The organism is Pseudomonas sp. Tof1 (assembly GCF_055390395.1).
Genome location: NZ_AP024344.1, coordinates 704333 through 725772 on the forward strand (window position 1 = coordinate 704333; position 21440 = coordinate 725772).

Here is a 21440-nt window from a genome sequence, read left to right on the forward strand (position 1 = left end):
GCGCACAGCGCTGGCCAGTCGCCAGGTTTGCGGCGAACGGTGAGGTCCGTTCGCCACGGTCAACAACCTGGCGGGAAAAGGGCCGTTTATCTGGGCGGATAGTTGGCCATCACCTGGGCCACGGTCCGGTTGATGGCGGCGCTGCGTTCGGCAGGGGTTGGCGTGTTGTCCACCGCCTGTTCGGCGCTGCCGCGCCAGACCAGCTTGCCGTCCTTGCCGTCGAAGAGGTCCACCTGGATCGTCGCGACCTGGTAGTCGATGTTGCGTACCTCGGTATAGCCCGGGCCCGCCCACAGGCCGCCGCCACGCCATGGGCCGCCCCAGGCGCCGCCGTAGTTGGTGCTGATCTGTTGCTGGCGGTTGTCGACGATCAGGTAGGCCTGCACCTTCAGGTCGGCCTTGCCACCGGCCGGCGCCGGACGCAGGCCACGCTGGTCGAGTTGCTCGGCGACCGCCTGGCGGATGCGCTGTTCGGTCAGGTCACTCTTGATCCGTGGATCATCCGGTCGATATTGCAGCGCGGGTTCTTTCCAGCTCCAGCTGCGGTAGCCGGCGAAGTCGCGGCTGGCGTCGAAGTCGTGGTTGACCTGGGTGGTTTCGCAGGCGCTGAGCAGCACGGCAAAAGCCACTAAAGCGAGACGGCGGAACATGATTTTTCTCCGGTAGCCTGGCAGGTTGGTTAGCTGGGCGGGTAGGCGGCCAGGGCCTTGTGCACCGCTTCGCGCAGGGCATCCGCGCGTTCGAGCTGATTGCCCTGGTTGGCCGTTTCGGCGCTGGCGCTCCAGACCGGTTGGCCGGTCGCCGCGTCGAACAGACTGACTCGCGCCACGAGCACCTGGACTTCATAGGTGCGCACGATCGGCACGCTGTTGTACACGCCGTAGCGGTTGCCATACGGCCCCCCGCCATAAGCCCCGGCGTAGCCATAGTCCTCCTGGACCTGGCGCAGGCGTTTTTCCAGGTGCACGTCGGCGCTCACCCGCAGGTCCGCCAGCGCTCCGTCACGCCGGGGCCGCAGGCCCTGTTCGTCGAGGGCGTTGCCGACCATCTCGGCCAACTGCGCGGAGTCGGCCCAGGTGGTGCCGGCGGGCAGGCGATCGTTGAGCCAGGCCCAGGTCCGATAACGGCCATAGTCACGGGCCGGCGCCGGGTAGGCGCTCAGGTCGAGAGTCCTGGCGGCCTGGGGTGGCGCTGGCGGGATCGGCATCGAACTGGCGGTGTACGGGTTCGGGCTCGAACAGGCTGCCAGCCCGAGGCACAGCATTGACAGCACGAAACGGCGATTCATTGCATCCTCCGTATCACACCGGACGGCAGATCCAGTGCAGGTAGCGCCCCAGCCCGGCAAAGCTGGGGTGGCGACGATGGGCCAGTTCCATCTCCAGCAGGTCGACCAGTTCGGCGCGATTCTGGAACTCGACCGGCATGTAGTCATGGAACACCCGCACGCCGCTTTGGGTCTCGACGCTCCACAGACCTTCAAGTTGCGCCGCCAGCTCCCGAGGATCAAGCGGTTGTTGCGGGGTCAGGCTCTGTTTCTCGCCGGCCATGTCGTTCTTGCGCATCTTGCGGAAATGGCCCTTGAGCAGGTTGCGGTAGATCAGCGCATCGCGGTTGTAGAAGGCCAAGGACAACCAGCCGCCGGGTTTCGCCAACTGGTGCAGCACCGGCAGGATCGCGTGGGGTTCGGCCAGCCATTCCAGCACCGCGTGGCACAGCACCAGGTCGTAGGGCTCGGTGAGCTGGCCGAGCAGTTCCTGCCACGGCGCCTGGATGAAGATCGCCGGCTGCCCGGCCTCGGCGAAGCGCTGGCGGGCACCTTCGAGCATCGGCTCGGCGGGCTCGGCCAGGGTAACGTGATGACCGCGCTGGGCCAGCCACAGCGACATGTGGCCGAGCCCGGCGCCGATATCCAGCACCCGCAGCGGCCGGTCCGGCAGGCTTTCGGCGAGGTCGGCCTGCAGCACCGCGAGGCGGATCGCGCCCTTGGCACCGCCGTAGATCTTCTCGGCGAAGCGGGTGGCCAACTGGTCGAAATGACGGTCACTCATTGGGCGAACCGCCGCTCGCTGTCGGCCAGCTTGGCGCGCACCACTTCGTTCATGTCCAGCCCCAGTTCGCTGCACAGCAGCAGGAGATAGAGGACGATGTCCCCGACTTCCTGCCCGGCATGGGCGAGCTTCTCCGCGGGCAGCTGGCGTGACTGATCCTCCGTCAGCCACTGGAAAATCTCCACCAGCTCAGCCATCTCGACACTGGCGGCCATCGCCAGGTTTTTCGGGCTGTGGAATGGTTTCCAGTCGTTGCGATCGCGGATGCCGTGCAGGCGTTGGGTCAGTTCGTCGAGGTTCATGCGTGGTGTTCTCCTTCCAGGCGACTAGCTTCCGGTGGATGGGAGCGGGAAGCAAGGGCCTGGCCATGAAGAGAACGTGCCAGGCGGATGAAATATTCATCGGCCTCAGCCAATTGTCAGCTTGCCTCAGGCGATGGGCTGCCAATGACCGCTCATGTGTTCCAGCTCGCCGGCGCCGAGCAGCCGCAGGTCGCCACTGGAGCCCGGAACGCTGGCGTAGAGCACCATTTCGTTGGGCAGGTGCACCGGTTTCCTGAACGTCACCGCGATCTCGATATTCGCCGCCGGCAGGTGGTTGCCCAGGGCCGCCAGAGTGCGGGCCTTGTTCCACAGACCGTGGGCGATGGCTCTGGGAAAACCGAACAGCCGGGCGCTGAGGGCGCTCAGGTGGATCGGGTTGTAGTCGCCGGAAACCTTGGCATAGTGGCGGCCGATATCGCCCGGGCACGGCCAGCGCGTCAGTTCCAGCAGGGGCGCCGACTCGGATTGCAGGGCCGCGGGTGGCCCGCCCGGCAGCTCGACGCCGCGACAGAGCATGCGGCTCTCAGCTTCCCACAGCGGGCCCAGGGCATCGTCGATCTGGGTCACCAGGTCGAAGGTCGCGCCCTTGGGGTGCGGTTGCAGGTTCTGCACCTGCACCCCGACCCGCAGGCTGGTGACCCCGCCGAGCGGGCGCAGGATGCGGATGCGGTTGCTCAGGTGCACCAGGCCCAGCAGCGGAAAGGGAAAGTTTTTCGCGGTCAGCAACTGCAATTGCAGGGGAAAGGCCAGCACATGGGGATAGGTCGCCGGCATCAGGCCGGTGTCGCCGAACCCGCAGATCCGCCGGTAGGCGGCCAGGCGCTTGGTGTCGACGGTGGCCCAGCAGCGCAGGCCCTCGCTTGGCAGTTGCGTGCCGGTGATCTTGCGGCGGCGGGCTGCCCGGAGATACAGGCCGGGCAGCCCGGGGGCAGTGGTCAGGTATTGCCAGTTCACCAGCATGCTCAGGCCCCCAGTACGCTTTGTCCACAGACCCGCAGGGCCTGGCCGCTGACCGCGCCGGAGCCCGGCTGGGCCAGCCAGGCCACGGCTTCGGCGACATCCTGGGGCAGACCGCCCTGGCCCAGGGAACTCATGCGCCGCCCGGCTTCGCGCAGGGCGAAGGGGATGTGCGCGGTCATCTGCGTTTCGATGAAGCCGGGAGCCACCGCGTTGATGCTGATGCCGCGCTCGCGCAGCTGCGGGGCCCAGGCTTGGGCCAGACCGATCAGCCCGGCCTTGCTCGCGGCATAGTTGGTCTGGCCGCGGTTGCCGGCGATCCCGCTGATGGAGGCCAGCAGGATCACCCGGCCATGGTCGTGCAGGGTGCCGCTGTCGAGCAGCGCCCTGGTCAACACCTGGGGGGCGTCGAGGTTGACGGCCAGTACCGCGTCCCAGAACTCCGGGGTCATGTTCGCCAGGGTCTTGTCGCGGGTGATGCCGGCGTTGTGGACGAGGATGTCGAGCCCGTCCGGCAGTTGCTCCAGCAATTGCGTGGCGGCATCCTCGGTGCAGATATCGAGGGCGATGCTGCGCGCGCCGAGGCGGGCGGCAAGGGCTTCGAGATCGCTCCTGGCCTGGGGCACGTCGAGCAGGATGAGGTCGCCGCCATCGCGGGCCAGGGTCTCGGCGATGGCAGCACCGATGCCCCGCGCCGCGCCGGTGACCAGCGCCTTGCGGCCGGCCAGCGGGCGGCTCCAGTCCAGCACCCGGCGGCTGCAGGCGCTCAGGTGCAGCACCTGGCCGCTGACATAGGCACTTTTCGGGGACAGGAAGAAGCGCAGGGCGCCTTCCAACTGGTCCTGGGCATCGTCATCCACATACAGCAACTGCACGGTGCCGCCGTTGCGCAGTTCCTTGGCCAGCGAGCGACTGAAGCCCTCCAGGGCCCGTTGTGCGCTGGCGGCGAAGGGATCGCGCAGGTTCTGCGGGGCGCGTCCGAGCAGCAGCACATGGGCGCACGATTCGAGGTTCCTCAACAGCGGCTGGAAGAATTCGCGCAGTTGCTTGAGCTGGTCCACCTGTTCGATGGCGCCGGCGTCGAACACCAGCGCCTTGAGGCGGGGCCCGTGGCCGGGAATCCAGGCGCTGCAGCCAGGCACTTCGCTGCCGTAGCTGTAGACCGCATCGGTCAGCCGCTGGGCGAACCCGCCGATCTGCGCGGCCAGGGGCCCGCCGCCCAGCAGCAGGGCGCCCTCGACCGGCCGCAGGCGGCCGGCCTGCCAGCGCTCCAGACGCGTCGGTGCCGGCAGGCCAAGCGCGCCGACCAGGCGCTGGCCGATCGTCGAGTTGGCGAAGTCGATATAACGGTCAGACATGGAACGCTCTCCGGCGACAGGGGTTCAAAGGTGGACCGCGAAGGCGTGGCGGTGGTTCGTTTTCTAAGAAAGGTCCTACTCTTTTAGCGGCAGTGTCATTCGAATAATAGGGAGTTTTTTATGAATACGTTGCGCCGTGTTGCGATCATCGGGGGCAATCGCATTCCGTTTGCCCGCTCCAACGGTGCCTATGCCAGCGCGAGCAACCAGGCGATGCTGACGGCGGCGCTGGAAGGGTTGATCGAACGTTTCAACCTGCATGGCCTGCGCCTGGGGGTGGCGGCGGGTGCCGTGCTCAAGCATTCGCGGGATTTCAACCTGACCCGCGAGTGCGTGCTGGGCTCGCGGCTGTCGCCGCAGACCCCGGCCTATGATATCCAGCAGGCCTGCGGCACCGGGCTGGAGGCGGCGTTGCTGGTGGCGAACAAGATTGCCCTGGGGCAGATCGAGTGCGGTATCGCCGGTGGCGTCGATACCACTTCCGATGCGCCGATCGGCGTCAATGAAGGTCTCCGACAGATCTTGTTGCAAATCAATCGGGGCAAGAGCCTCGGGGAGAAACTCAGGACGCTGCTGCAATTGCGCCCTGGGCACCTGAAACCCGAGCTGCCGCGCAATGGTGAGCCGCGCACCGGGTTGTCCATGGGGCAGCACTGCGAGTTGATGGCCCAGGCCTGGAGTATCCCGCGTGACGAGCAGGACCAGTTGGCCCTGGAGAGTCATCGCAAGCTGGCCGCCGCCTACGCCGAAGGCTGGCATGACGACCTGCTCACGCCCTTTCTCGGCCTGAACCGTGACAACAACCTGCGCCCCGACCTCAGCCTGGAAAAGCTCGCGGGGCTCAAGCCGGTGTTCGAGCGCAGTGCCAGGGGAACGCTGACGGCGGGCAATTCCACGCCGCTGACCGATGGCGCCTCGCTGGTGCTGTTGGGCAGCGAGGACTGGGCGCGCGAACGTGGGCTGCCGGTGCTGGCCTACCTGCGTGACGGCGAAGCGGCGGCGGTGGATTTCGTCAAGGGGGCGGAGGGGCTGCTGATGGCGCCGGTCTATGCGGTGCCGCGGCTGTTGGCGCGTAACGGCCTGACCTTGCAGGACTTCGACTACTACGAGATTCATGAGGCGTTCGCCGCCCAGGTGCTGTGCACCCTGAAGGCCTGGGAAGATCCGGAATACTGCAGGAACCGGCTGGGGCTCGACGCGCCGCTGGGCTCGATCGACCGCAGCCGGCTCAACATCAAGGGCAGCTCATTGGCGGCGGGACATCCATTTGCGGCCACGGGTGGGCGAATCGTCGCCAACCTGGCGAAACTGCTGGACCGGGCGGGGCAGGGGCGCGGTCTGATCTCCATCTGTGCGGCCGGCGGCCAGGGCGTGACGGCGATCGTCGAGCGCTGATGCAGTACCTGTGGGCATTACCTGCTTTCTGTGGAGGGGGCATTGTCTTGTGTCTGGCTCTGGCCTAAGGTCGCATCCGTCAGCCAGCAGGCGCTATAAGGTTCAGTCATGTCGAACAACGGACAACGCGGGCCCGAGCGGCAGATCCCGGCGCTGTCGGCCCTGCCACGCCCGCTGTATGCCCGGGCGGAAAGCCTGGATGCCGGTTCCTGGACCTCACGGCACAGTCACGACTGGGTGCAGTTTTCCTATGCCATCAGCGGCGTCCTGGGTGTGCACACCGCCGAGGGCAGCTTCTTCGCACCACCACAATGGGGGGTATGGATCCCGGCCGGGCTGGAGCATGAGGTGGTGACGTCGATGCAGGCGGAAATGCGCAGCCTGTATGTGCGCAGGGAGGACTGCCGGTGGGCGGCGGAGCGTTGCCGGGTGCTGGAGGTGACCCCGCTGGCGCGGGAGCTGATCAAGAGTTTCTGCCTGCTGCCAGTGGATTATCCCCAGGAGGGCAGCGCCGAGTCGCGTCTGGTACAGGTGTTGCTCGATCAGTTGGCGAGTCTGCCGGAAGTGGGGTTTTCCCTGCCATTGCCGCGCCATCCGCGCCTGCTCGGCCTGTGCAATGAGTTGATCGAAAGCCCGGAACAGGGCGCGAGCCTGGGGCAGTGGGCGCAACGCCTGGGGATGTCGGAGAAGACCCTGATGCGCCTGTTCCAGCGCGAGACGGGGCTGAGTTTCCGTGGCTGGCGCCAGCGCATGCGGCTGTTGTCGTCCCTCGGTGCGCTGGAGGAGGGGGACAGCGTGACGCGGGCGGCGCTGTCCTGCGGGTATGACTCGACCTCGGCGTACATCGCGGCGTTCAAGGGCTTGTTCGGCTATACGCCGGGGGAACTGTTCCGCCACTGAAACGAATCTTGAGGAGCCCTTCGCGGGCAAGCCCGGCTCCTACAGCAGCCGTTTGGTGTACGACACAAACCTGTAGGAGCAGGGCTTGCCCGCGAAAGAGCCCTTGAGCCTTGCCGGGAATCCTGAGCGGATGCCTGAATCAGGTCCGGAAACGCTTGACCAGGCTGTCCAGCTCATTGGACAGCCCGGCCAGGCTCTGGGAGTCCAGCCGCGCCGAGTTCGCCAGTTCCGCCACCAGTTGCGCATCGCCATGAATCTGGCTGATGTGCCGGTTGATGTCTTCGGCCACCTGATGCTGCTCCTCCGCCGCCGTGGCGATCTGGGTGTTCATGTCACGGATCACGTCCACCGATTCGCGGATCTGCCCGAAGCTGCTGCGGGCCAGGCCGATGCGTGTCACCGACTCTCGCGAAACCTCGAGGCTGGCGTGCATCTGTTGCGCCACCTGGCTGGTGCGCTTGGCCAGGTTGCCCAGCAGCCCGTCGATTTCCGCGGTGGAGTCCGCGGTACGCTTGGCCAGTGCCCGCACTTCGTCCGCCACCACGGCGAAGCCACGGCCCTGCTCGCCGGCCCGGGCCGCCTCGATCGCGGCGTTCAGCGCCAGCAGGTTGGTCTGTTCGGCGATCGAACGGATGGTGCCGAGGATCGACTGGATGTTGTTGCTGTCATTCTCCAGTTGCTGCATCGACTGGGCCGACTGTTCGATTTCATGGCTCAACTGGTCGACGCTGTGCACTGCCGCGTCGATCTGCTGCTGGCCTTCGCGGGCCTGGCGCTGGCCGCTGTCGGCGGACTCCGCAGCCTGGCTGCAGGAGCGCGCGACCTCGTTGGCGGTGGCGACCATCTCGTGGAAGGCCGTGGACACCATGTCCACCGCTTCGCGCTGGCGTCCGGCGGCGTCGGCCATGTCGTTGGAGACGCGGGTCGAGCTGTGCGACGAATCGAGGATCTTGTTCGCCGACTGGCCGATATGCTGGATCAGCCCGCGAATCGCCCCCAGGAACTGGTTGAACCAGCCGGCCAGTTGCGCGGTTTCGTCGCTGCCACGGACCGTCAGGTTCTGGGTCAGGTCGCCATTGCCCTGGGCGATGCCCTCCAGGCCGCTGGAAACCCCACGGATCGGCCGCACGATGAGGCTGGCGAAGCTGGCCCCGACCAAGGCGAAGACTACCGCGAGCACCAGGGCGATGATCCCGATCAGCCAGGTCAACTGGTTGGCGCTGCTCATCACTTCGCTCTGCTTGACCATGCCGATGAAGGTCCAGCCCAGCTTTTCCGATGGCCAGACATTGGCCATGTAGCGTTCGCCATCGATCTCGACTTCCACCAGGCCCTTGCCGGCCTTGGCCAGTTCGGCATAGCCGCCGCCGAGGCTGTCGAGGTTCTTGAAATTGTGCTCCGGCTGCTTGGGGTCGACCAGCAGGTTGCCGCTGTTCTCCATCAGCATCAGGTAGCCGCTGTCACCGAGCTTGATCTGCTTGACGATTTCGGTGAGCTGCTTGAGGGTCACGTCGACGCTGACCACGCCGCCCTGGGCGCCAAGCTTGTTGTCCACGGTACGCACGGTCGCGACCATCACCGCGTCGTCGGGTGCCCAGTAGTAGGCCGCGGTGCGCAGGGTCTTGCCGGGGTTGGCCAGGGCGGTCTTGTACCAGGGACGTGCGCGCGGGTCGTAATTGTTGAGCTTCAGGTCTTCCGGCCAGCTGACATAACCGCCGGTGCCGACGCCATAGGACACGTAGGAGTAGGCCGGGTGGGTCTTGGCCAGGCCTTCGAACAGGTCGAATATCTGCTTGTCCTGCTCGCCGAGTGGCCCCTGGGGCGGGGTGGCGCTCATGTAGGTCTTGAGGCTGCCATCGGCATTCCTGAGCAGCGGATGATTGGCCATGTAATCGATGTTCTGGCTGACCCCATCGAAGAACACCTGTATCGCATTGTTGACCTGGCGGATTTCCCGGCCGCTGCCATCGACGAAGTTGGTGCGCGCCTCACTGCGCAGATTCAATACCACCAGGGTGGCAACCAGCACCACCGGCAAACAGGCGACGACTGCAAACGCCCAGGTCAACTTCTGCTTGATGTTCATCCGCGCTCCAGATTTGTTCTTTTTGGCCCGCGGGCGACGATGACACGCGGAACAGGGCTGCTGTGAAGGTCGAGCGGCAATGAAGATCCGTTTCGCAGGCGGCGTGCCGAATGTCCGACAAAATCACCACTCTCTCTGAGCGCTTCGGCCCAGATGGAAAAAAATTTAGACCATCTGGCGAATATTCGCGTTTTTGCCGAGTATTCGTGTTCCGGTCACGGTCGGAGATGAGAGGATGCAGGAGTGGGAATGCTCTGGCAGGTGTCGGCTATCATCCTGTAGCCCGCTGGAATTGCCGCAGGAATCTGGCACATTGAGTGCATTGGAGGGCATTCGAGGTCGGCATCTTTCGCACGCTGTGCGAGGATGGTCGTGCACGAATGATGGTCGCGTATTTGGTAACAAGGACCCAGAATAAAAGCTGATGAAGACTCCAAAACGCATTGAACCGCTGATCGAGGACGGTCTGGTCGACGAGGTGCTGCGCCCACTCATGAGTGGCAAAGAGGCAGCTGTCTACGTGGTGCGCTGCGGCAAAGAGCTGCGTTGCGCCAAGGTTTACAAGGAGGCGAACAAACGAAGTTTTCGTCAGGCGGCCGAGTATCAGGAAGGCCGCAAGGTGCGTAACAGCCGCCAGGCCCGGGCCATGGCCAAGGGTTCCAAGTTCGGCCGCAAGGAAGCCGAGGATGCCTGGCAGAACGCCGAAGTGGCGGCGCTGTTCCGCCTGGCCGGTGTCGGTGTGCGGGTGCCCAAGCCGTTCGACTTCCTCGATGGCGTGCTGTTGATGGAGCTGGTGGCGGACGAGCACGGCGATGCCGCGCCGCGTCTCAATGATGTGGTGCTGGAGCCGGAGCAGGCGCGCGAGTATCACGCCCTGCTGATCTCGCAGATCGTGCGGATGCTGTGCGCCGGCCTGGTGCACGGTGACCTGTCGGAGTTCAATGTGCTGCTGGCACCGGATGGTCCGGTGATCATCGACCTGCCCCAGGCGGTGGATGCGGCGGGCAACAACCATGCCTTCAGCATGCTCGAACGCGATGTCGGCAACATGGCCGCGTACTTCGGCCGCTTCGCCCCGGAGCTCAGGCAGACCCGTTATGCCAAGGAAATGTGGGCCCTGTACAAGGCCGGCACCCTACATCCCGAGAGCGTCCTGACCGGCCGGTTCGCCGAGGAGAAGGGGCGGGCGGATGTCCGTGGCGTGCTGCGCGAGATCGAGGCGGCGCGTTTCGACGAGGAACGCCGGCAGGCGATCCGCTCGGCCGAAGATGCCCCGCGCGGGCGCCATGCCGAAGAGCCGACGCCCCCCTGGATGCAGCGCTGATACGCAGGCTCAGGCCTTGGCGCAACAACTGCCCGAGGCCAGGTCCTTGAGGATCGGGCAGTCCGGGCGGTGATCGCCATGGCAATGCTCCACCAGTTCCTGCAAGGTGTCGCGCAAACCGACCAACTCGTCGATCTTGCGGTTCAACTCGTCGATATGCTGGCGTGCCAGGGCCTTCACGTCGGCGCTGGCGCGCTGGCGGTCCTGCCAGAGCGTCAGCAGCTTGCCGACTTCCTCCAGGGAGAAGCCCAGGTCCCGCGAGCGCTTGATGAACGCCAGGGTGTGCAGTTCATCCGGACCGTAGAGACGGTAGCCGCTGTCGGTGCGGCTGGCGGCCCTGAGCAGGCCGATGGACTCGTAGTAGCGAATCATCTTGGCGCTCAGGCCACTCTGGCGGGCTGCTTGGCCGATGTTCATGCCGTCTCCTTCAATCGAGGTCTGTAGGTTTCCAGGTCTTGAGCAGCAACGCGTTGCTGACCACGCTGACGCTGGACAGGGCCATCGCCGCGCCCGCCAGTACCGGGTTGAGCAGGCCGAAGGCGGCCAGCGGGATGCCGATCAGGTTATAGACGAAAGCCCAGAACAGATTCTGCCGGATCTTCGCATAGGTCTTGCGGCTGATTTCCAGCGCCGCCGGCACCAGTCGTGGATCGCCGCGCATCAGAGTGATACCGGCGGCCTGCATGGCGACGTCGGTGCCGCCGCCCATGGCGATGCCGATATCCGCGGCGGCCAGGGCCGGGGCGTCGTTGATGCCGTCGCCGACCATCGCCACCACGCCGCTCTTTTTCAGTTCGCCGACGGTAGCGGCCTTGTCGGCCGGCAACACTTCGGCGTGCACATCGTCGATGCCCAGGGCCTCGGCCACCACGTTGGCGCTGCCGCGGTTGTCGCCGGTCAGCAGGTGGCTGCTGATCTGCCGTGCGCTCAGTTGGGCGATCGCCTGCGCTGCGCCGGCCTTCAGCGTGTCACCGAAGGCGAACAGTGCCAGCACCCGGGGTTGCGGACTCTGTTCGATCAGCCAGGACAGGGTCCGGCCCTCGGCCTCCCAGGCTTGCGCCGCGTGTTCCAGGGGGCCGGGCTGCAGCCCGCTTTCGTCGAGCAGGCGGCGGTTGCCCAGGGCCAGGGCGCGGCCGTCCAGTTCGCCGGCGATGCCGCGTCCGGTCAGCGAGCGGCTGACCCGGATATCCGCGACCGCCAGGCCGCGTTCGGCACAGGCATCGAGCACCGCCCTGGCCAGCGGGTGTTCGCTGCCGCGTTGCAGGGCGCCGGCCAGTTGCAGGGCCTGCGCTTGATCCGCGTCGACGGCCGACAGGTGGGCGATGCGCGGGGTGCCGGAGGTCAGGGTGCCGGTCTTGTCGAACACCACGCGGCTGACCTCATGGGCCCGCTCCAGGGCTTCGGCGTCCTTGATCAGGATGCCGTGGCGCGCGGCGACGCCGGTGCCGGCCATGATCGCGGTGGGCGTCGCCAGGCCCAGGGCGCAGGGGCAGGCGATCACCAGCACCGCCACCGCGTTGATCAGCGCCGTTTCCAACGGCGCACCGTACAGCCACCAGCCGACCAGGGTCGCCAGGGCCAGCAGCAGGACGCTGGGGACGAACACCTGGCTGACCTTGTCCACCAGCTTCTGGATCGGTGCCTTGCCGGCCTGGGCGTCTTCCACCAGGCGGATGATCCGCGCCAGGACGGTTTCGGCACCCAGCGCCAGGGTCCTGACCAGCAGGCGGCCTTCGCCGTTGATGGCGCCGCCGGTGATCCTGTCTCCCGGCTGTTTCGGCACCGGCAGGCTTTCGCCGCTGATCAGCGCTTCGTCGGCGTGGCTCTGGCCCTCGACCACCTCACCGTCGACCGGAAAGCGCTCGCCGGGCTTGACCAGCACCAGGTCGCCGAGGCGCAGGGTGCTGATGGCGACTTCCTGTTCGCGCCCGTCGATCACCTGGATCGCCCGTTCCGGGCGCAAGGCTTCCAGGGCGCGGATGGCGCTGGCGGTCTGGCGCTTGGCGCGGCTTTCCAGGTATTTGCCCAGCAACACCAGGGCGATCACTACCGCCGAAGCCTCGAAATACAGGTGGGGCATGTGCCCCGGGTGGGCGTTGGCCCACTGGTAGAGGCTCAGACCATAGCCGGCGCTGGTGCCGAGGGCGACCAGCAGGTCCATGTTGCCGGCACCGGCCCTGACCGCTTTCCAGGCCGCGACGTAGAAGCGTGCGCCGAGGATGAACTGCACCGGTGTCGCCAGGGCGAACTGCAGCCAGGCCGGCAGCATCCAGTCGTACCCGAAGGGCTGGGCGAGCATCGGCAGCACCAGCGGCAGGGCCAGGGCGAGAGCCAGCAGCAGGTGCCAGCGTTCACGCCCCAGGCGTTGTTCCTGCGCCTGGGCGACGTGGCTGTCGGCCTCGTGCAGGCTTGCCGAGTAACCGGCGGCCTCGACAGCGGCGATCAGCGTGGCGGGGTCTGGCTGCCCGAGCAGTTGGACGTGGGCTCGTTCACTGGCCAGGTTGACGCTGGCACTGCGTACCCCGGCAACCTTGTTCAGCGCCCGTTCTACCCGACCGGCACAGGAGGCACAGGTCATGCCGCCGATGTCCAGTTCCAGCTCCTGGCTGGGCACCTGGTAACCGGCCTGCTCGACTGCCTGCAGCAGCGCCGGCAGGCTGTCGGCGGGGGCCTGGACCCGGGCCTGTTCGGTGGCGAGGTTGACGCTGACCGCACTGGTGCCTGCCACTTTGCGCAGGGCCCGCTCGACCCGGCCGGCGCAACTGGCGCAGGTCATGCCGGCGATCGGCAGGTCAAAGGAGATGGATTCCGGCATGGGCGATACTCCTGAAGAAGTTGCCCACAGGATCAACCTTGCCACGTGGGCAAGGTCAAGCCTCTATTTCAGGTTGCCTGCGGTCTATTGATAACCCAGGGGCACCTGCTTGAGGCGCAGGCCGGCGGGGCTGGCGACAATGGCGAACTTGCGCACGTCGCCGCCGTTGAGCTTGATCACCTGCTCGGGCGCCGCCAGCATGCTGGCGTTGCAGCCCGGGGCCTGGCTCGGCAGGGATTTGAGGCGCACCGAAACATCGCCAGGCGGCAGGTTGAAGGAGGTGGCCTGCTCCTGGAACAGCCGCGCCGACAACTGGTCCTGCAGGTAGACGCCGATTTCACAGGGGGTCGAGACCTCCAGGCGTTCGCGGGAGATTATCAGCACCCCATAGTTTTCTCCGGCGGCGCTGGCAAAGGGCGACGCCCCGAACAGGCTGAGAAGGCCAAACAGGCCGAAAGCTGACCAGCGCATGGCTGAATCTCCTACGGTTGAATCGTTGATGACGAAGCTTGGCGCAGGGGCGAGCGAAATGCCAGCCCGGCAGATTGTCCAGGAACTTGACCTTGCCATCGTGGCAAGCCTGAAACTGTCTTCAACCTCAATACAGGAGAAGCGTCATGCAAGTCTTCAATGTTCAAGGGATGTCCTGCGGTCACTGCGTCAAGGCGATCACCGAAGCGGTCCAGGCCCGGGACCCGGCGGCCAGTGTGCGGGTCGACCTCGGGGCGAAGGAAGTCGGGGTGCAGAGCCGACTGTCGGCCGATGAGATCATCAGCGTCATCGTCGAGGAAGGCTACCAGGCGAAGCTGGCCAGTTGAAATCGGGGCCTGCCCGACTGACCGAGTACGTTGGTCGGGTATTTATTTAGTTAGCGACCTATCGGAATGTTCAAGGCATTCGTGCACGGTTAGACTACGCGCCCTGCGCACAGCTGCTGACCGGATGCCTGATGAACCTACGTACAATTCTGATTCTTGGGGCCCTGAGTGCCTTCGCCCCCCTGGCCATCGATTTCTACCTGCCGGGGTTCCCGGCGATGGCCGTCGCCTTTGGCACCGACGAAAAACATATTCAGCTGACGCTGGCGGTGTACTTCTTCGGCCTGTCCATCGGCCAACTGGTGTACGGTCCGCTGGCGGATCGCTTTGGCCGGCGTGGACCGTTGCTGGTCGGTGTCGGCCTGTTCACCGTGGCGTCGCTGGCCTGTGCCTTCGCGCCGAGCCTGGAGTGGCTGATCGCCGCGCGGTTCCTGCAGGCGCTGGGGGGCTGTGCGGGTTCGGTGATTTCCCGGGCGGTGGTCAGCGACCAGTGTGACGCGGTGGGTTCGGCCAAGGTCTTCTCGCAACTGATGCTGGTCACCGGACTGGCGCCGATCCTGGCGCCCATGCTCGGTGGGGTGCTGGTCAACCTCTACGGCTGGCAGTCGATCTTCATCGTGCTGACGTTGTTCAGTGCCTTGTCCGCCTTGGCCGTGGCCCTCGGCCTGCCGGAGAGCCTGCCCGCCGGCCAGCCGCGCCAGCCGTTGTCAGGCGCGCTGCGCCAGTATGGGCGCCTGTTGTCCGACCGGGTGTTCTTCGGCCACGCCCTGACCGGTGGCATCGCCATTGCCGGGATGTTTGCCTACATCGCCGGTTCGCCTTTCGTCTTCATCAAGTTGTACGGCGTGCCCGCCGAGCATTACGGCTGGTTGTTCGGCAGCAACGCCGCGGGCTTCATCCTGGTGGCCCAGGTCAATGCCCGCCTGCTGGGCAAGCTGGGGCCGGCGCTGCTGCTGAGCCGTGCGGTGTGGGCCTACGTGCTGGCAGGGCTGGTCCTGCTCGGTATCAGCACCTTGCGCCCCACGCAGCTCTGGCCGTTGCTGATCCCGCTGTTCATCTGCATCGCCAGCCTTGGCTGCATCGTCCCCAACGCCGCCGCCTGTGCCATGCGCGGTCAGGGCGCGCGGGCCGGCAGTGCCTCGGCGATGCTCGGCTGCCTGCAGTTCAGCGTCGCCGCCGGTGCAGCGTCCCTGGTCGGGTTGCTGCACGATGGCAGTGCGACGCCGATGGCGCTGGTGATCGCGTTGTGCGGTGTGCTGGCGGTGACGGTCGCCATGGTCACGCGGCGCCTGGAGAGGGCGCGGGTGGTCGCCGGCTGAATCAGCCTAAGGCACGCTGTTGTTCGGGAAAGGTATGGGGAGCCTGCAGGCGGGCTTGCAGGGTGGTGACGAAGGCGCGGGCTTCGGCTTCGCTGCGGAATGTCACCGCATGCTGGTCGAGCCGGACCTGCCACTGGCTGCCGTTGGTTTTTGCTAACTCTTTTACAAGGATCTTCATGGCTGACTTCCTTTGGTTGGCAAAGGCGGCCATTGTAAACCTGAATCCGTGTATGAATATGACGGTGATCAAGGATCTGACTGACGGTATTTCCGCCTCTTTTGTCAGAGGCGGATGACGGATTTTTGCCGGCGATTGCCGGCTTTTCTCGCCTGGGATATCACCGCGGGAACGACGATCCGCACCATCGTTCCCGCCGTCACTGCTCAGAACCCTTCCAGCACGATCTTGCCCTTGGCCTTGCCGCTTTCCAGCAGGGCATGGGCTCGGCGCAGGTTGCTCGCGTTGATCCGGCCGAAGTGTTCGCCGAGGGTGGTCTTCAACACGCCCGCGTCGATCAGTTCGGCGACCCGGTTGAGCAGGTTGTGCTGTTCGATCATGTCCTCGGTCTCGAACATCGAGCGGGTGTACATGAACTCCCAGTGCAGCGACAGGCTCTTGCGCTTGAGCTGGCTGACATCCAGGCTTTTCGGGTCATCGATCAGCGCCAGCTTGCCCTGGGGCTTGAGGGCCTCGACCAGTTGTTCCAGGTGGGTGTCGGTCTGGGTCAGGCTGGCCACATGGGTGACCTGGGCCTGGCCCCGGCCCTTGAGCTCTTCGCTCAGCGGTTTGCTGTGATCGATCACCAGGTCGGCACCGAGTGCCTGCACCCAGTCCCGGGTCTCGGGGCGCGAGGCGGTGCCGATGACCTTCAGGCCGGTCAATTGGCTGGCCAGTTGCGTCAGGATCGAACCCACGCCCCCGGCCGCGCCGACGATCAGCAGGCTCTGGCCCTGGTCGGCCTGGCCTTCGCTGACCTGCAGGCGCTCGAACAGCAGTTCCCAGGCGGTGATCGCGGTCAGCGGCAGGGCCGCCGCTTCGGCGAAACCGAGGCTTTTCGGCATGTGCCCGACGATGCGCTCGTCGACCACATGCAGTTCGCTGTTGGCGCCGGGGCGGATCAGCGAGCCGGCATAGAACACCTTGTCGCCGACCTTGAACAGGCTGACCTCGCTGCCGACCGCCTTGACCACGCCGGCCACGTCCCAGCCCAGCACCCGGGCTTCGCCGTTGGCCGGCGGCATGTTCTGGCGGACCTTGGTGTCCACCGGGTTGACCGAGATGGCCTTGACCTCGACCAGCAGGTCCCGGGGACCTGCGACCGGGGCGGGCAGTTCGATGTCTTGCAGCGACTGTGGATCGTCGATGGGCAAGGCGGCGTAGAAGGCAATGGCTTTCATGATGGGCTCCGCAAACGCGACAGGGGATGAGTGAAGGGGCGGGCCCCTTCGATGGCGCAATGATTGGCTATTTCCCTTGGCGATAAAACCGGCTAGAACTGCAGGCTCTTTCAATGATTTTTTGATAATGCCGAGGGCCGGGATGCTGCGTTTCGATGATTTGCAATTGTTCGTCAGGGCGGCCGACCTGGGCAGCCTCTCCGCCGCGGCACGGGTCATGGACCTGTCGCCGGCGGTGGCCAGCGCCTCGCTCAAGCGCATCGAGCAGCAGCTCGGCGCGCGTCTGCTGGCCCGCTCGACCCGCAGCCTGCGGCTGACGGCCGAAGGCGAGGGATTCCTGGAATACGCCCGTGCGGCCCTGAGCAACCTTGATGAGGGACGGCGCCTGCTGGCCAGCGGGCAGGACCAGGTCAGCGGTGTGCTGCAGTTGTCGGCACCTTCGGATTTTGGTCGCAACGTGTTGCTGCCCTGGCTCGACGAGTTCCAGCGCGAGCATCCGCGGCTGACGGTGCGTCTGCTGCTGGGCGACCGGATCGCCGACCTGTTCCGCCAGCCGGTGGATATCGCCCTGCGTTATGGCGAGCCGGAGGATTCGAGCCTGGTCGCGCTGCCGATCGCCGCCGACAATCGCCGGGTGCTGTGCGCCGCGCCGGACTACCTGGCCCGGCATGGCGAGCCGACGACCGTGGAGCAACTGGCCCAGCACAATTGCCTGCTGTTCATGCTCGGCAGCCGGGTCCATGATCACTGGAGCTTTCACGATGGTCGGCGCGACATCGGACTGACGGTCAGCGGCGACCGTTTCAGCGACGATGCCGACGTGGTGCGCCTGTGGGCGCTGGCCGGGGCGGGGATCGCCTACAAGTCCTGGCTGGATGTCGGTGCCGATGTGCTGGCCGGGCGCCTGAAGGTGCTGTTGCCGGAACTGTCCTGCGAGCGGGCGCCGCTGAATCTGCTGTGCGCCCATCGCGCTCAATTGAGTAAGCCGGTGAACCTGTTGCGCGAGATGCTCACCCGGCGTTGCGCCGAGCTGTCGCGGCGGGCCCCGGTGCGCCCCGCGCACGGCATGGAGTAGCTGGCGCCTCTTGTTACAACCCGTGCAGGAATAAAAGTCGGCGCCTGTGGCATTGTGGTTTAGGCTTGAATCTATTGGATCCAATGCCCGAGAGATGACACGTATTTTGTTACGTTTGCCGGAGTTGATCGACGGATAGCCAGGAATTCCCGGCTTTTGGCCTTTTTGCATCCTGGTTTGAATTCAGGACATGCTCGGTATGGCGTTGTGTATTCGATCAATGTTTCAACAGGGAGTGAAGACATGGAATATGCACCTTGCATCAGTCAGATAGCCACGCTGCTTGCGGACCCCAAGCGCAGTGCGATGATGTGGGCGTTGCTTGACGGCAGCGCGCGGTCCGCCGATGAACTGGCCCTGCTGGCCGGGTTGTCCCTTTCATCCGCCAGTGCCCATCTGGCACGGCTCAGTGCCGGCGGCCTGCTGCGCCTCGAGGCCCGTGGGCGCAAGCGTTTCTTCCGCCTGTCCGCGCCGGAGATCGCGACGGCCGTGGAAGCCCTGGCCAACGCATCGCTGGCCAGCGCACCGTTGGCGGTGAACCACTCGATCAAGCTGCAGGCCCCGGACGCGGCGGCGCTCAAGCGTGCGCGACAATGCCACGACCACCTCGGTGGCGAGCTGGCCTGCGAGCTGTATCAGCGGCTGCTGGCGGCCGGCTGGATCGAGCAGCACGACCAGCGCATCCGGGTGACCAGCATCGGCGCCCAGCGTTTCGCCGAGCGCGGCTTGTACATCCAGGCGTTGGCCCATGGACGCCACGAGACGGTCTGTGTCTGCCATGACGTGCGCGAACGCCGTCCACACCTGGGCGGCGTTCTTGGCGCGGGCCTGTTGCAGTTGTTCCTGCAGTCGGGCTGGCTTGGCCTGATGGAGGACTCCAGAGCGCTGCGAGTGTCTGCCAACGGTGAACGGCAGATCGACAAGTTCGCCGCCCTGGTCGAGCTCGAACTGGCCGGCTGAGCCGCGCCGCTGTCTGCGGCAGGGAGGCCGCAGGCGTCGCTCACGGTTGCGGGCAGGTCGTCCTCAGGCGCAACGCCATCCGGTGATGCCGCACACTCGATCGAGCATTCGAATCGAGGGATATCCCATGGAAACTCAAGGCTACAGCGCGGCGGAACGTCTGGAGCGGTTACCGATCAGCGGTTATCACCGGCTGATCTTCATCATCATTGCCCTGGCCTTTTTCTTCGACTCGATGGACTTGGCGATGATGACCTTCCTGCTCGGCTCGATCAAAGCCGAGTTCGCCCTGAGCAGTGCCCAGGCCGGCCTGCTGGCCAGTTCGAGCTTTTTCGGCATGGTGCTGGGGGCTTCGTTGTCGGGCATGCTCGCCGACCGTTTCGGACGCAAGCCGGTGTTCCAGTGGAGCATCGTGTTGTGGGGGCTGGCCAGCTACCTGTGTTCCACGGCGCAGACCCTGGAGATGCTGACGCTGTTCCGGGTGCTGCTGGGGATCGGCATGGGCATGGAATTCCCGATCGCCCAGTCGATGCTCTCGGAGTTGATTCCGACCAAACGACGCGGGCGCTATATCGCCCTGATGGATGGCTTCTGGCCGCTCGGTTTCGTCGCGGCGGGGCTGCTGTCGTATTTCCTGCTGCCGCTGGTGGGCTGGCGGGACATCTTCCTGGTGCTGGCGGTGCCGGCGGTGTTCGTCCTGGCGATCCGCTTCTTCATCCCCGAATCGCCGCGCTGGCTGGAACAGGCCGGCCACCACGACGCGGCGGACCAGGTGCTGCGCGGTATCGAGGAACGCGTACGGGCCTCGCTGAAACTCGGCGCGCTGCCGACGCCGGAGCGCCTGCCCCGTGGTGTCGGGCGTGAGCCGAGCTTCTTCGCCGCGTTCCGGCAGTTGTGGTCGCCGCTGTACCGCCAGCGCACCCTGATGATCTGGAGCGTCTGGTTCTTTGCCTTGCTGGGCTTCTATGGCCTGACCTCGTGGCTCAGCGCGTTGCTGCAGCAGTCGGGGTTCGCGGTCACCCAGTCGGTGTACTACACGGTGCTGATTTCCCTCGGCGGGATTCCCGGTTTTCTGGTGGCGGCCTGGCTGGTGGAGTTCTGGGGGCGCAAGCCGGTGTGCATCGTCACCCTGCTCGGCGGCGGGGTAATGGCGTTTCTCTATGGGCAAAGCGCGGTGTTCGGGGGTGAAGTGAGCCTGTTGATCGGCTCCGGGCTGCTGATGCAGTTCTTTCTGTTCGGCATGTGGGCGGTGCTCTACACCTACACGCCGGAGCTGTATCCGACCTCGGCGCGGGCGACCGGCTCGGGGTTCGCCTCGGCCATCGGCCGGGTCGGTTCGCTGCTCGGGCCGTTGGTGACCGGCTTGGTGTTTCCGGTGCTGGGGCAGGGCGGGGTGTTCGCGCTGGGGGCGCTGTGCTTTGCGATCGCGGCGCTGGTGGTCGGCTGCTTCGGCATGGAGACCCGCGGGCGTTCGCTGGAAGAACTGAGCGAGGCCGCTGGCTGATTCGGCCGTGGCCAACGCCCCTTGTGGGAGCCGGGCCTGCCCGCGAAGCTTTTAGCGGCCTCAACGGCCTCTTCGCGGGCAAGTCGGATCGCCGCACCGCCGGCTCCTACAGGTATCGGTCCAGATACAGCTCCTGGTCAGATACAGGGATCGGTCATGGCTTGACCAGGCGCGCATCCAGGCTGTTCTGCGCCAGGCGCCGGGCCTGGTCCTGGGTCATGCCCAGGTGGGTGTGCAGGGCATGGAAGTTCTCGGTGACATAACCACCGAAGTACGCCGGGTCATCCGAGTTCACTGTCACCTTCACCCCACGCTCGAGCATGTCGAGGATGTTGTGTTGGGACATGTGGTCGAACACGCACAGCTTGGTGTTCGACAGTGGGCAGACCGTCAGCGGAATCTGCTCGTCGATGATGCGCTGCATCAGTCGCTCATCCTCGATGGCCCGCACGCCATGATCGATCCGCTGGATCTTCAGCAGGTCGATGGCTTCCCAGATGTACTCCGGCGGACCTTCCTCGCCCGCGTGGGCCACGGTGAGGAAACCCTCGGCGCGCGCGCGGTCGAACACCCGCTGGAACTTGCTCGGCGGGTGACCCATTTCCGAACTGTCCAGGCCGACCGCGACGAACGCATCACGGAATGGCAGTGCCTGGTCGAGGGTCTTCTGCGCTTGCTCTTCGCTCAGGTGCCGCAGGAAGCTGAGGATCAGGCCGTTGGTGATGCCCAGTTGCTGCTCGCCATCCTTGAGGGCCGCAGCGATGCCGTTGAGTACCACTTCGAAGGGAATGCCCCGGTCGGTGTGGGTCTGCGGGTCGAAGAACGGCTCGGTGTGGACGACGTTCTGTTCCTTGCAGCGCAGCAGGTAGGCCCAGGTCAGGTCGTAGAAGTCCTGGGAGGTGCGCAGCACGTCGGCGCCCTGGTAGTACAGGTCGAGAAATTCCTGCAGGTTGTTGAAAGCGTAGGCCTGGCGCAGGGTGTCCACATCCTTCCAGGGCAGGGCGATCTTGTTGCGCTCGGCCAGGGCGAACAACAGCTCGGGCTCCAGCGAGCCCTCGAGGTGCAGGTGCAGTTCGGCCTTGGGTAGGGCGTTGAGCCAGTCGTACATGTTCGGTTCTCATCAGGTGCAGATCGCGAACATTCTACAGATGTGAAAC

Annotated in this window: 21 protein-coding genes and 1 pseudogene; 8 read left to right on the top strand and 14 right to left on the bottom strand. The window is 65.6% G+C overall.

All coding sequences use genetic code 11. The features are described 5' to 3' along the window. Positions 1-86 precede the first annotated feature (86 nt). The 6 genes from ACZ5KU_RS03150 to ACZ5KU_RS03175 all read right to left on the bottom strand — a co-directional run bounded on the left by ACZ5KU_RS03150 (position 87) and on the right by ACZ5KU_RS03175 (position 4689). Positions 87-650 (bottom strand): DUF4136 domain-containing protein, encoded by a 564-nt coding sequence (locus ACZ5KU_RS03150; protein ID WP_054060091.1) that lies wholly within the window; start codon positions 648-650, stop codon positions 87-89. 29 nt (positions 651-679) lie between these two features. Further along, entirely contained in the window at positions 680-1288 is a 609-nt protein-coding gene (locus ACZ5KU_RS03155; RefSeq protein ID WP_419736999.1) for a DUF4136 domain-containing protein, read from the bottom strand. 13 nt (positions 1289-1301) lie between these two features. After that, positions 1302-2051, bottom strand: coding sequence for a methyltransferase domain-containing protein (locus tag ACZ5KU_RS03160; protein WP_054060092.1), 750 nt, complete (start codon positions 2049-2051; stop codon positions 1302-1304). Further along, on the bottom strand, positions 2048-2353 hold the full coding sequence (locus ACZ5KU_RS03165) for a MazG-like family protein (protein ID WP_054060093.1): 306 nt from the start codon (positions 2351-2353) through the stop codon (positions 2048-2050). The genes ACZ5KU_RS03160 and ACZ5KU_RS03165 overlap by 4 nt, the downstream gene beginning before the upstream one ends. 126 nt (positions 2354-2479) lie before the next feature. Then, a complete protein-coding gene (locus ACZ5KU_RS03170) occupies positions 2480-3334 on the bottom strand; it encodes a MaoC family dehydratase (RefSeq protein ID WP_054062197.1) in 855 nt (284 codons plus the stop codon). A 2-nt stretch (positions 3335-3336) separates the two neighbouring features. Beyond that, on the bottom strand, positions 3337-4689 hold the full coding sequence (locus tag ACZ5KU_RS03175; RefSeq protein ID WP_464736824.1) for a 3-oxoacyl-ACP reductase: 1353 nt from the start codon (positions 4687-4689) through the stop codon (positions 3337-3339). Between the two features lie 120 nt (positions 4690-4809). Here ACZ5KU_RS03175 and ACZ5KU_RS03180 point away from each other — a divergent pair, with 120 nt between their 5' ends. Together ACZ5KU_RS03180 and ACZ5KU_RS03185 are read left to right on the top strand one after the other, a co-directional pair. Then, entirely contained in the window at positions 4810-6084 is a 1275-nt protein-coding gene (locus ACZ5KU_RS03180) for an acetyl-CoA C-acetyltransferase (RefSeq protein ID WP_464736825.1), read from the top strand. Positions 6085-6192: 108 nt separating this feature from the next. Continuing rightward, positions 6193-6984, top strand: a complete 792-nt coding sequence (locus ACZ5KU_RS03185) for an AraC family transcriptional regulator (RefSeq protein WP_054060656.1) — start codon at positions 6193-6195, stop codon at positions 6982-6984. 139 nt (positions 6985-7123) lie between these two features. On the opposite strand, the gene ACZ5KU_RS03190 is transcribed toward ACZ5KU_RS03185, so the two are convergent. Further along, positions 7124-7891, bottom strand: a complete 768-nt coding sequence (locus ACZ5KU_RS03190; protein ID WP_464737385.1) for a methyl-accepting chemotaxis protein — start codon at positions 7889-7891, stop codon at positions 7124-7126. A 90-nt stretch (positions 7892-7981) separates the two neighbouring features. Next, positions 7982-9070, bottom strand: a pseudogene (locus tag ACZ5KU_RS03195) (cache domain-containing sensor histidine kinase); the annotation flags it as partial. Positions 9071-9494: 424 nt separating this feature from the next. On the opposite strand from ACZ5KU_RS03195, the gene ACZ5KU_RS03200 reads away from it, so the two are divergent. Next, a complete protein-coding gene (locus ACZ5KU_RS03200; RefSeq protein WP_464736826.1) occupies positions 9495-10394 on the top strand; it encodes a PA4780 family RIO1-like protein kinase in 900 nt (299 codons plus the stop codon). 9 nt (positions 10395-10403) lie between these two features. Here the strand turns inward: ACZ5KU_RS03200 and cueR are convergent, their stop codons facing one another. The 3 genes from cueR to ACZ5KU_RS03215 form a co-directional block, all read right to left on the bottom strand. Then, positions 10404-10811: a Cu(I)-responsive transcriptional regulator gene (gene cueR / locus ACZ5KU_RS03205; protein ID WP_054060659.1), complete on the bottom strand. Its 408-nt coding sequence runs from the start codon at positions 10809-10811 to the stop codon at positions 10404-10406. Between the two features lie 10 nt (positions 10812-10821). Continuing rightward, complete coding sequence (locus tag ACZ5KU_RS03210; RefSeq protein ID WP_416771609.1) at positions 10822-13209, bottom strand: heavy metal translocating P-type ATPase; 2388 nt, start codon at positions 13207-13209, stop codon at positions 10822-10824. An 84-nt stretch (positions 13210-13293) separates the two neighbouring features. Further along, positions 13294-13680, bottom strand: coding sequence for a hypothetical protein (locus ACZ5KU_RS03215; RefSeq protein ID WP_017903813.1), 387 nt, complete (start codon positions 13678-13680; stop codon positions 13294-13296). Positions 13681-13826: 146 nt separating this feature from the next. Between ACZ5KU_RS03215 and ACZ5KU_RS03220 the strand changes: the two genes are divergently transcribed. Together ACZ5KU_RS03220 and ACZ5KU_RS03225 are read left to right on the top strand one after the other, a co-directional pair. After that, complete coding sequence (locus ACZ5KU_RS03220) at positions 13827-14027, top strand: heavy-metal-associated domain-containing protein (protein WP_054056988.1); 201 nt, start codon at positions 13827-13829, stop codon at positions 14025-14027. Positions 14028-14158: 131 nt separating this feature from the next. Beyond that, positions 14159-15346 (top strand): multidrug effflux MFS transporter, encoded by a 1188-nt coding sequence (locus tag ACZ5KU_RS03225; protein WP_416771611.1) that lies wholly within the window; start codon positions 14159-14161, stop codon positions 15344-15346. Between the two features lies 1 nt (position 15347). On the opposite strand, the gene ACZ5KU_RS03230 is transcribed toward ACZ5KU_RS03225, so the two are convergent. Together ACZ5KU_RS03230 and ACZ5KU_RS03235 are read right to left on the bottom strand one after the other, a co-directional pair. Further along, positions 15348-15524: a hypothetical protein gene (locus ACZ5KU_RS03230; protein ID WP_464736827.1), complete on the bottom strand. Its 177-nt coding sequence runs from the start codon at positions 15522-15524 to the stop codon at positions 15348-15350. 206 nt (positions 15525-15730) lie between these two features. Further along, a complete protein-coding gene (locus ACZ5KU_RS03235; RefSeq protein ID WP_054064682.1) occupies positions 15731-16744 on the bottom strand; it encodes a zinc-binding alcohol dehydrogenase family protein in 1014 nt (337 codons plus the stop codon). Positions 16745-16886: 142 nt separating this feature from the next. On the opposite strand from ACZ5KU_RS03235, the gene ACZ5KU_RS03240 reads away from it, so the two are divergent. The 3 genes from ACZ5KU_RS03240 (at position 16887) to ACZ5KU_RS03250 (ending at position 20283) form a co-directional block, all read left to right on the top strand. Further along, positions 16887-17819 carry a LysR family transcriptional regulator gene (locus ACZ5KU_RS03240; RefSeq protein ID WP_054056986.1) on the top strand — a complete coding sequence of 311 codons (933 nt, stop codon included), beginning with the start codon at positions 16887-16889 and terminating at the stop codon, positions 17817-17819. Positions 17820-18062: 243 nt separating this feature from the next. After that, positions 18063-18779, top strand: coding sequence for an ArsR/SmtB family transcription factor (locus tag ACZ5KU_RS03245; protein ID WP_054056985.1), 717 nt, complete (start codon positions 18063-18065; stop codon positions 18777-18779). 127 nt (positions 18780-18906) lie between these two features. Continuing rightward, complete coding sequence (locus ACZ5KU_RS03250) at positions 18907-20283, top strand: MFS transporter (RefSeq protein WP_464736828.1); 1377 nt, start codon at positions 18907-18909, stop codon at positions 20281-20283. Positions 20284-20437: 154 nt separating this feature from the next. On the opposite strand, the gene ACZ5KU_RS03255 is transcribed toward ACZ5KU_RS03250, so the two are convergent. Then, positions 20438-21391: an adenosine deaminase gene (locus tag ACZ5KU_RS03255; RefSeq protein WP_054056984.1), complete on the bottom strand. Its 954-nt coding sequence runs from the start codon at positions 21389-21391 to the stop codon at positions 20438-20440. Between the last annotated feature and the right edge of the window lie 49 nt (positions 21392-21440).

Bases quoted from the DNA above. Each gene is read 5' to 3' on its own strand.
- ACZ5KU_RS03150 (WP_054060091.1), bottom strand. From the start codon at position 650: ATGTTCCGCCGTCTCGCTTTAGTGGCTTTTGCCGTGCTGCTCAGCGCC.
- ACZ5KU_RS03155 (WP_419736999.1), bottom strand. From the start codon at position 1,288: ATGAATCGCCGTTTCGTGCTGTCAATGCTGTGCCTCGGGCTGGCAGCC.
- ACZ5KU_RS03160 (WP_054060092.1), bottom strand. From the start codon at position 2,051: ATGAGTGACCGTCATTTCGACCAGTTGGCCACCCGCTTCGCCGAGAAG.
- ACZ5KU_RS03165 (WP_054060093.1), bottom strand. From the start codon at position 2,353: ATGAACCTCGACGAACTGACCCAACGCCTGCACGGCATCCGCGATCGC.
- ACZ5KU_RS03170 (WP_054062197.1), bottom strand. From the start codon at position 3,334: ATGCTGGTGAACTGGCAATACCTGACCACTGCCCCCGGGCTGCCCGGC.
- ACZ5KU_RS03175 (WP_464736824.1), bottom strand. From the start codon at position 4,689: ATGTCTGACCGTTATATCGACTTCGCCAACTCGACGATCGGCCAGCGC.
- ACZ5KU_RS03180 (WP_464736825.1), top strand. From the start codon at position 4,810: ATGAATACGTTGCGCCGTGTTGCGATCATCGGGGGCAATCGCATTCCG.
- ACZ5KU_RS03185 (WP_054060656.1), top strand. From the start codon at position 6,193: ATGTCGAACAACGGACAACGCGGGCCCGAGCGGCAGATCCCGGCGCTG.
- ACZ5KU_RS03190 (WP_464737385.1), bottom strand. From the start codon at position 7,891: ATGGCCGACGCCGCCGGACGCCAGCGCGAAGCGGTGGACATGGTGTCC.
- ACZ5KU_RS03200 (WP_464736826.1), top strand. From the start codon at position 9,495: ATGAAGACTCCAAAACGCATTGAACCGCTGATCGAGGACGGTCTGGTC.
- cueR (WP_054060659.1), bottom strand. From the start codon at position 10,811: ATGAACATCGGCCAAGCAGCCCGCCAGAGTGGCCTGAGCGCCAAGATG.
- ACZ5KU_RS03210 (WP_416771609.1), bottom strand. From the start codon at position 13,209: ATGCCGGAATCCATCTCCTTTGACCTGCCGATCGCCGGCATGACCTGC.
- ACZ5KU_RS03215 (WP_017903813.1), bottom strand. From the start codon at position 13,680: ATGCGCTGGTCAGCTTTCGGCCTGTTTGGCCTTCTCAGCCTGTTCGGG.
- ACZ5KU_RS03220 (WP_054056988.1), top strand. From the start codon at position 13,827: ATGCAAGTCTTCAATGTTCAAGGGATGTCCTGCGGTCACTGCGTCAAG.
- ACZ5KU_RS03225 (WP_416771611.1), top strand. From the start codon at position 14,159: ATGAACCTACGTACAATTCTGATTCTTGGGGCCCTGAGTGCCTTCGCC.
- ACZ5KU_RS03230 (WP_464736827.1), bottom strand. From the start codon at position 15,524: ATGAAGATCCTTGTAAAAGAGTTAGCAAAAACCAACGGCAGCCAGTGG.
- ACZ5KU_RS03235 (WP_054064682.1), bottom strand. From the start codon at position 16,744: ATGAAAGCCATTGCCTTCTACGCCGCCTTGCCCATCGACGATCCACAG.
- ACZ5KU_RS03240 (WP_054056986.1), top strand. From the start codon at position 16,887: ATGCTGCGTTTCGATGATTTGCAATTGTTCGTCAGGGCGGCCGACCTG.
- ACZ5KU_RS03245 (WP_054056985.1), top strand. From the start codon at position 18,063: ATGGAATATGCACCTTGCATCAGTCAGATAGCCACGCTGCTTGCGGAC.
- ACZ5KU_RS03250 (WP_464736828.1), top strand. From the start codon at position 18,907: ATGGAAACTCAAGGCTACAGCGCGGCGGAACGTCTGGAGCGGTTACCG.
- ACZ5KU_RS03255 (WP_054056984.1), bottom strand. From the start codon at position 21,391: ATGTACGACTGGCTCAACGCCCTACCCAAGGCCGAACTGCACCTGCAC.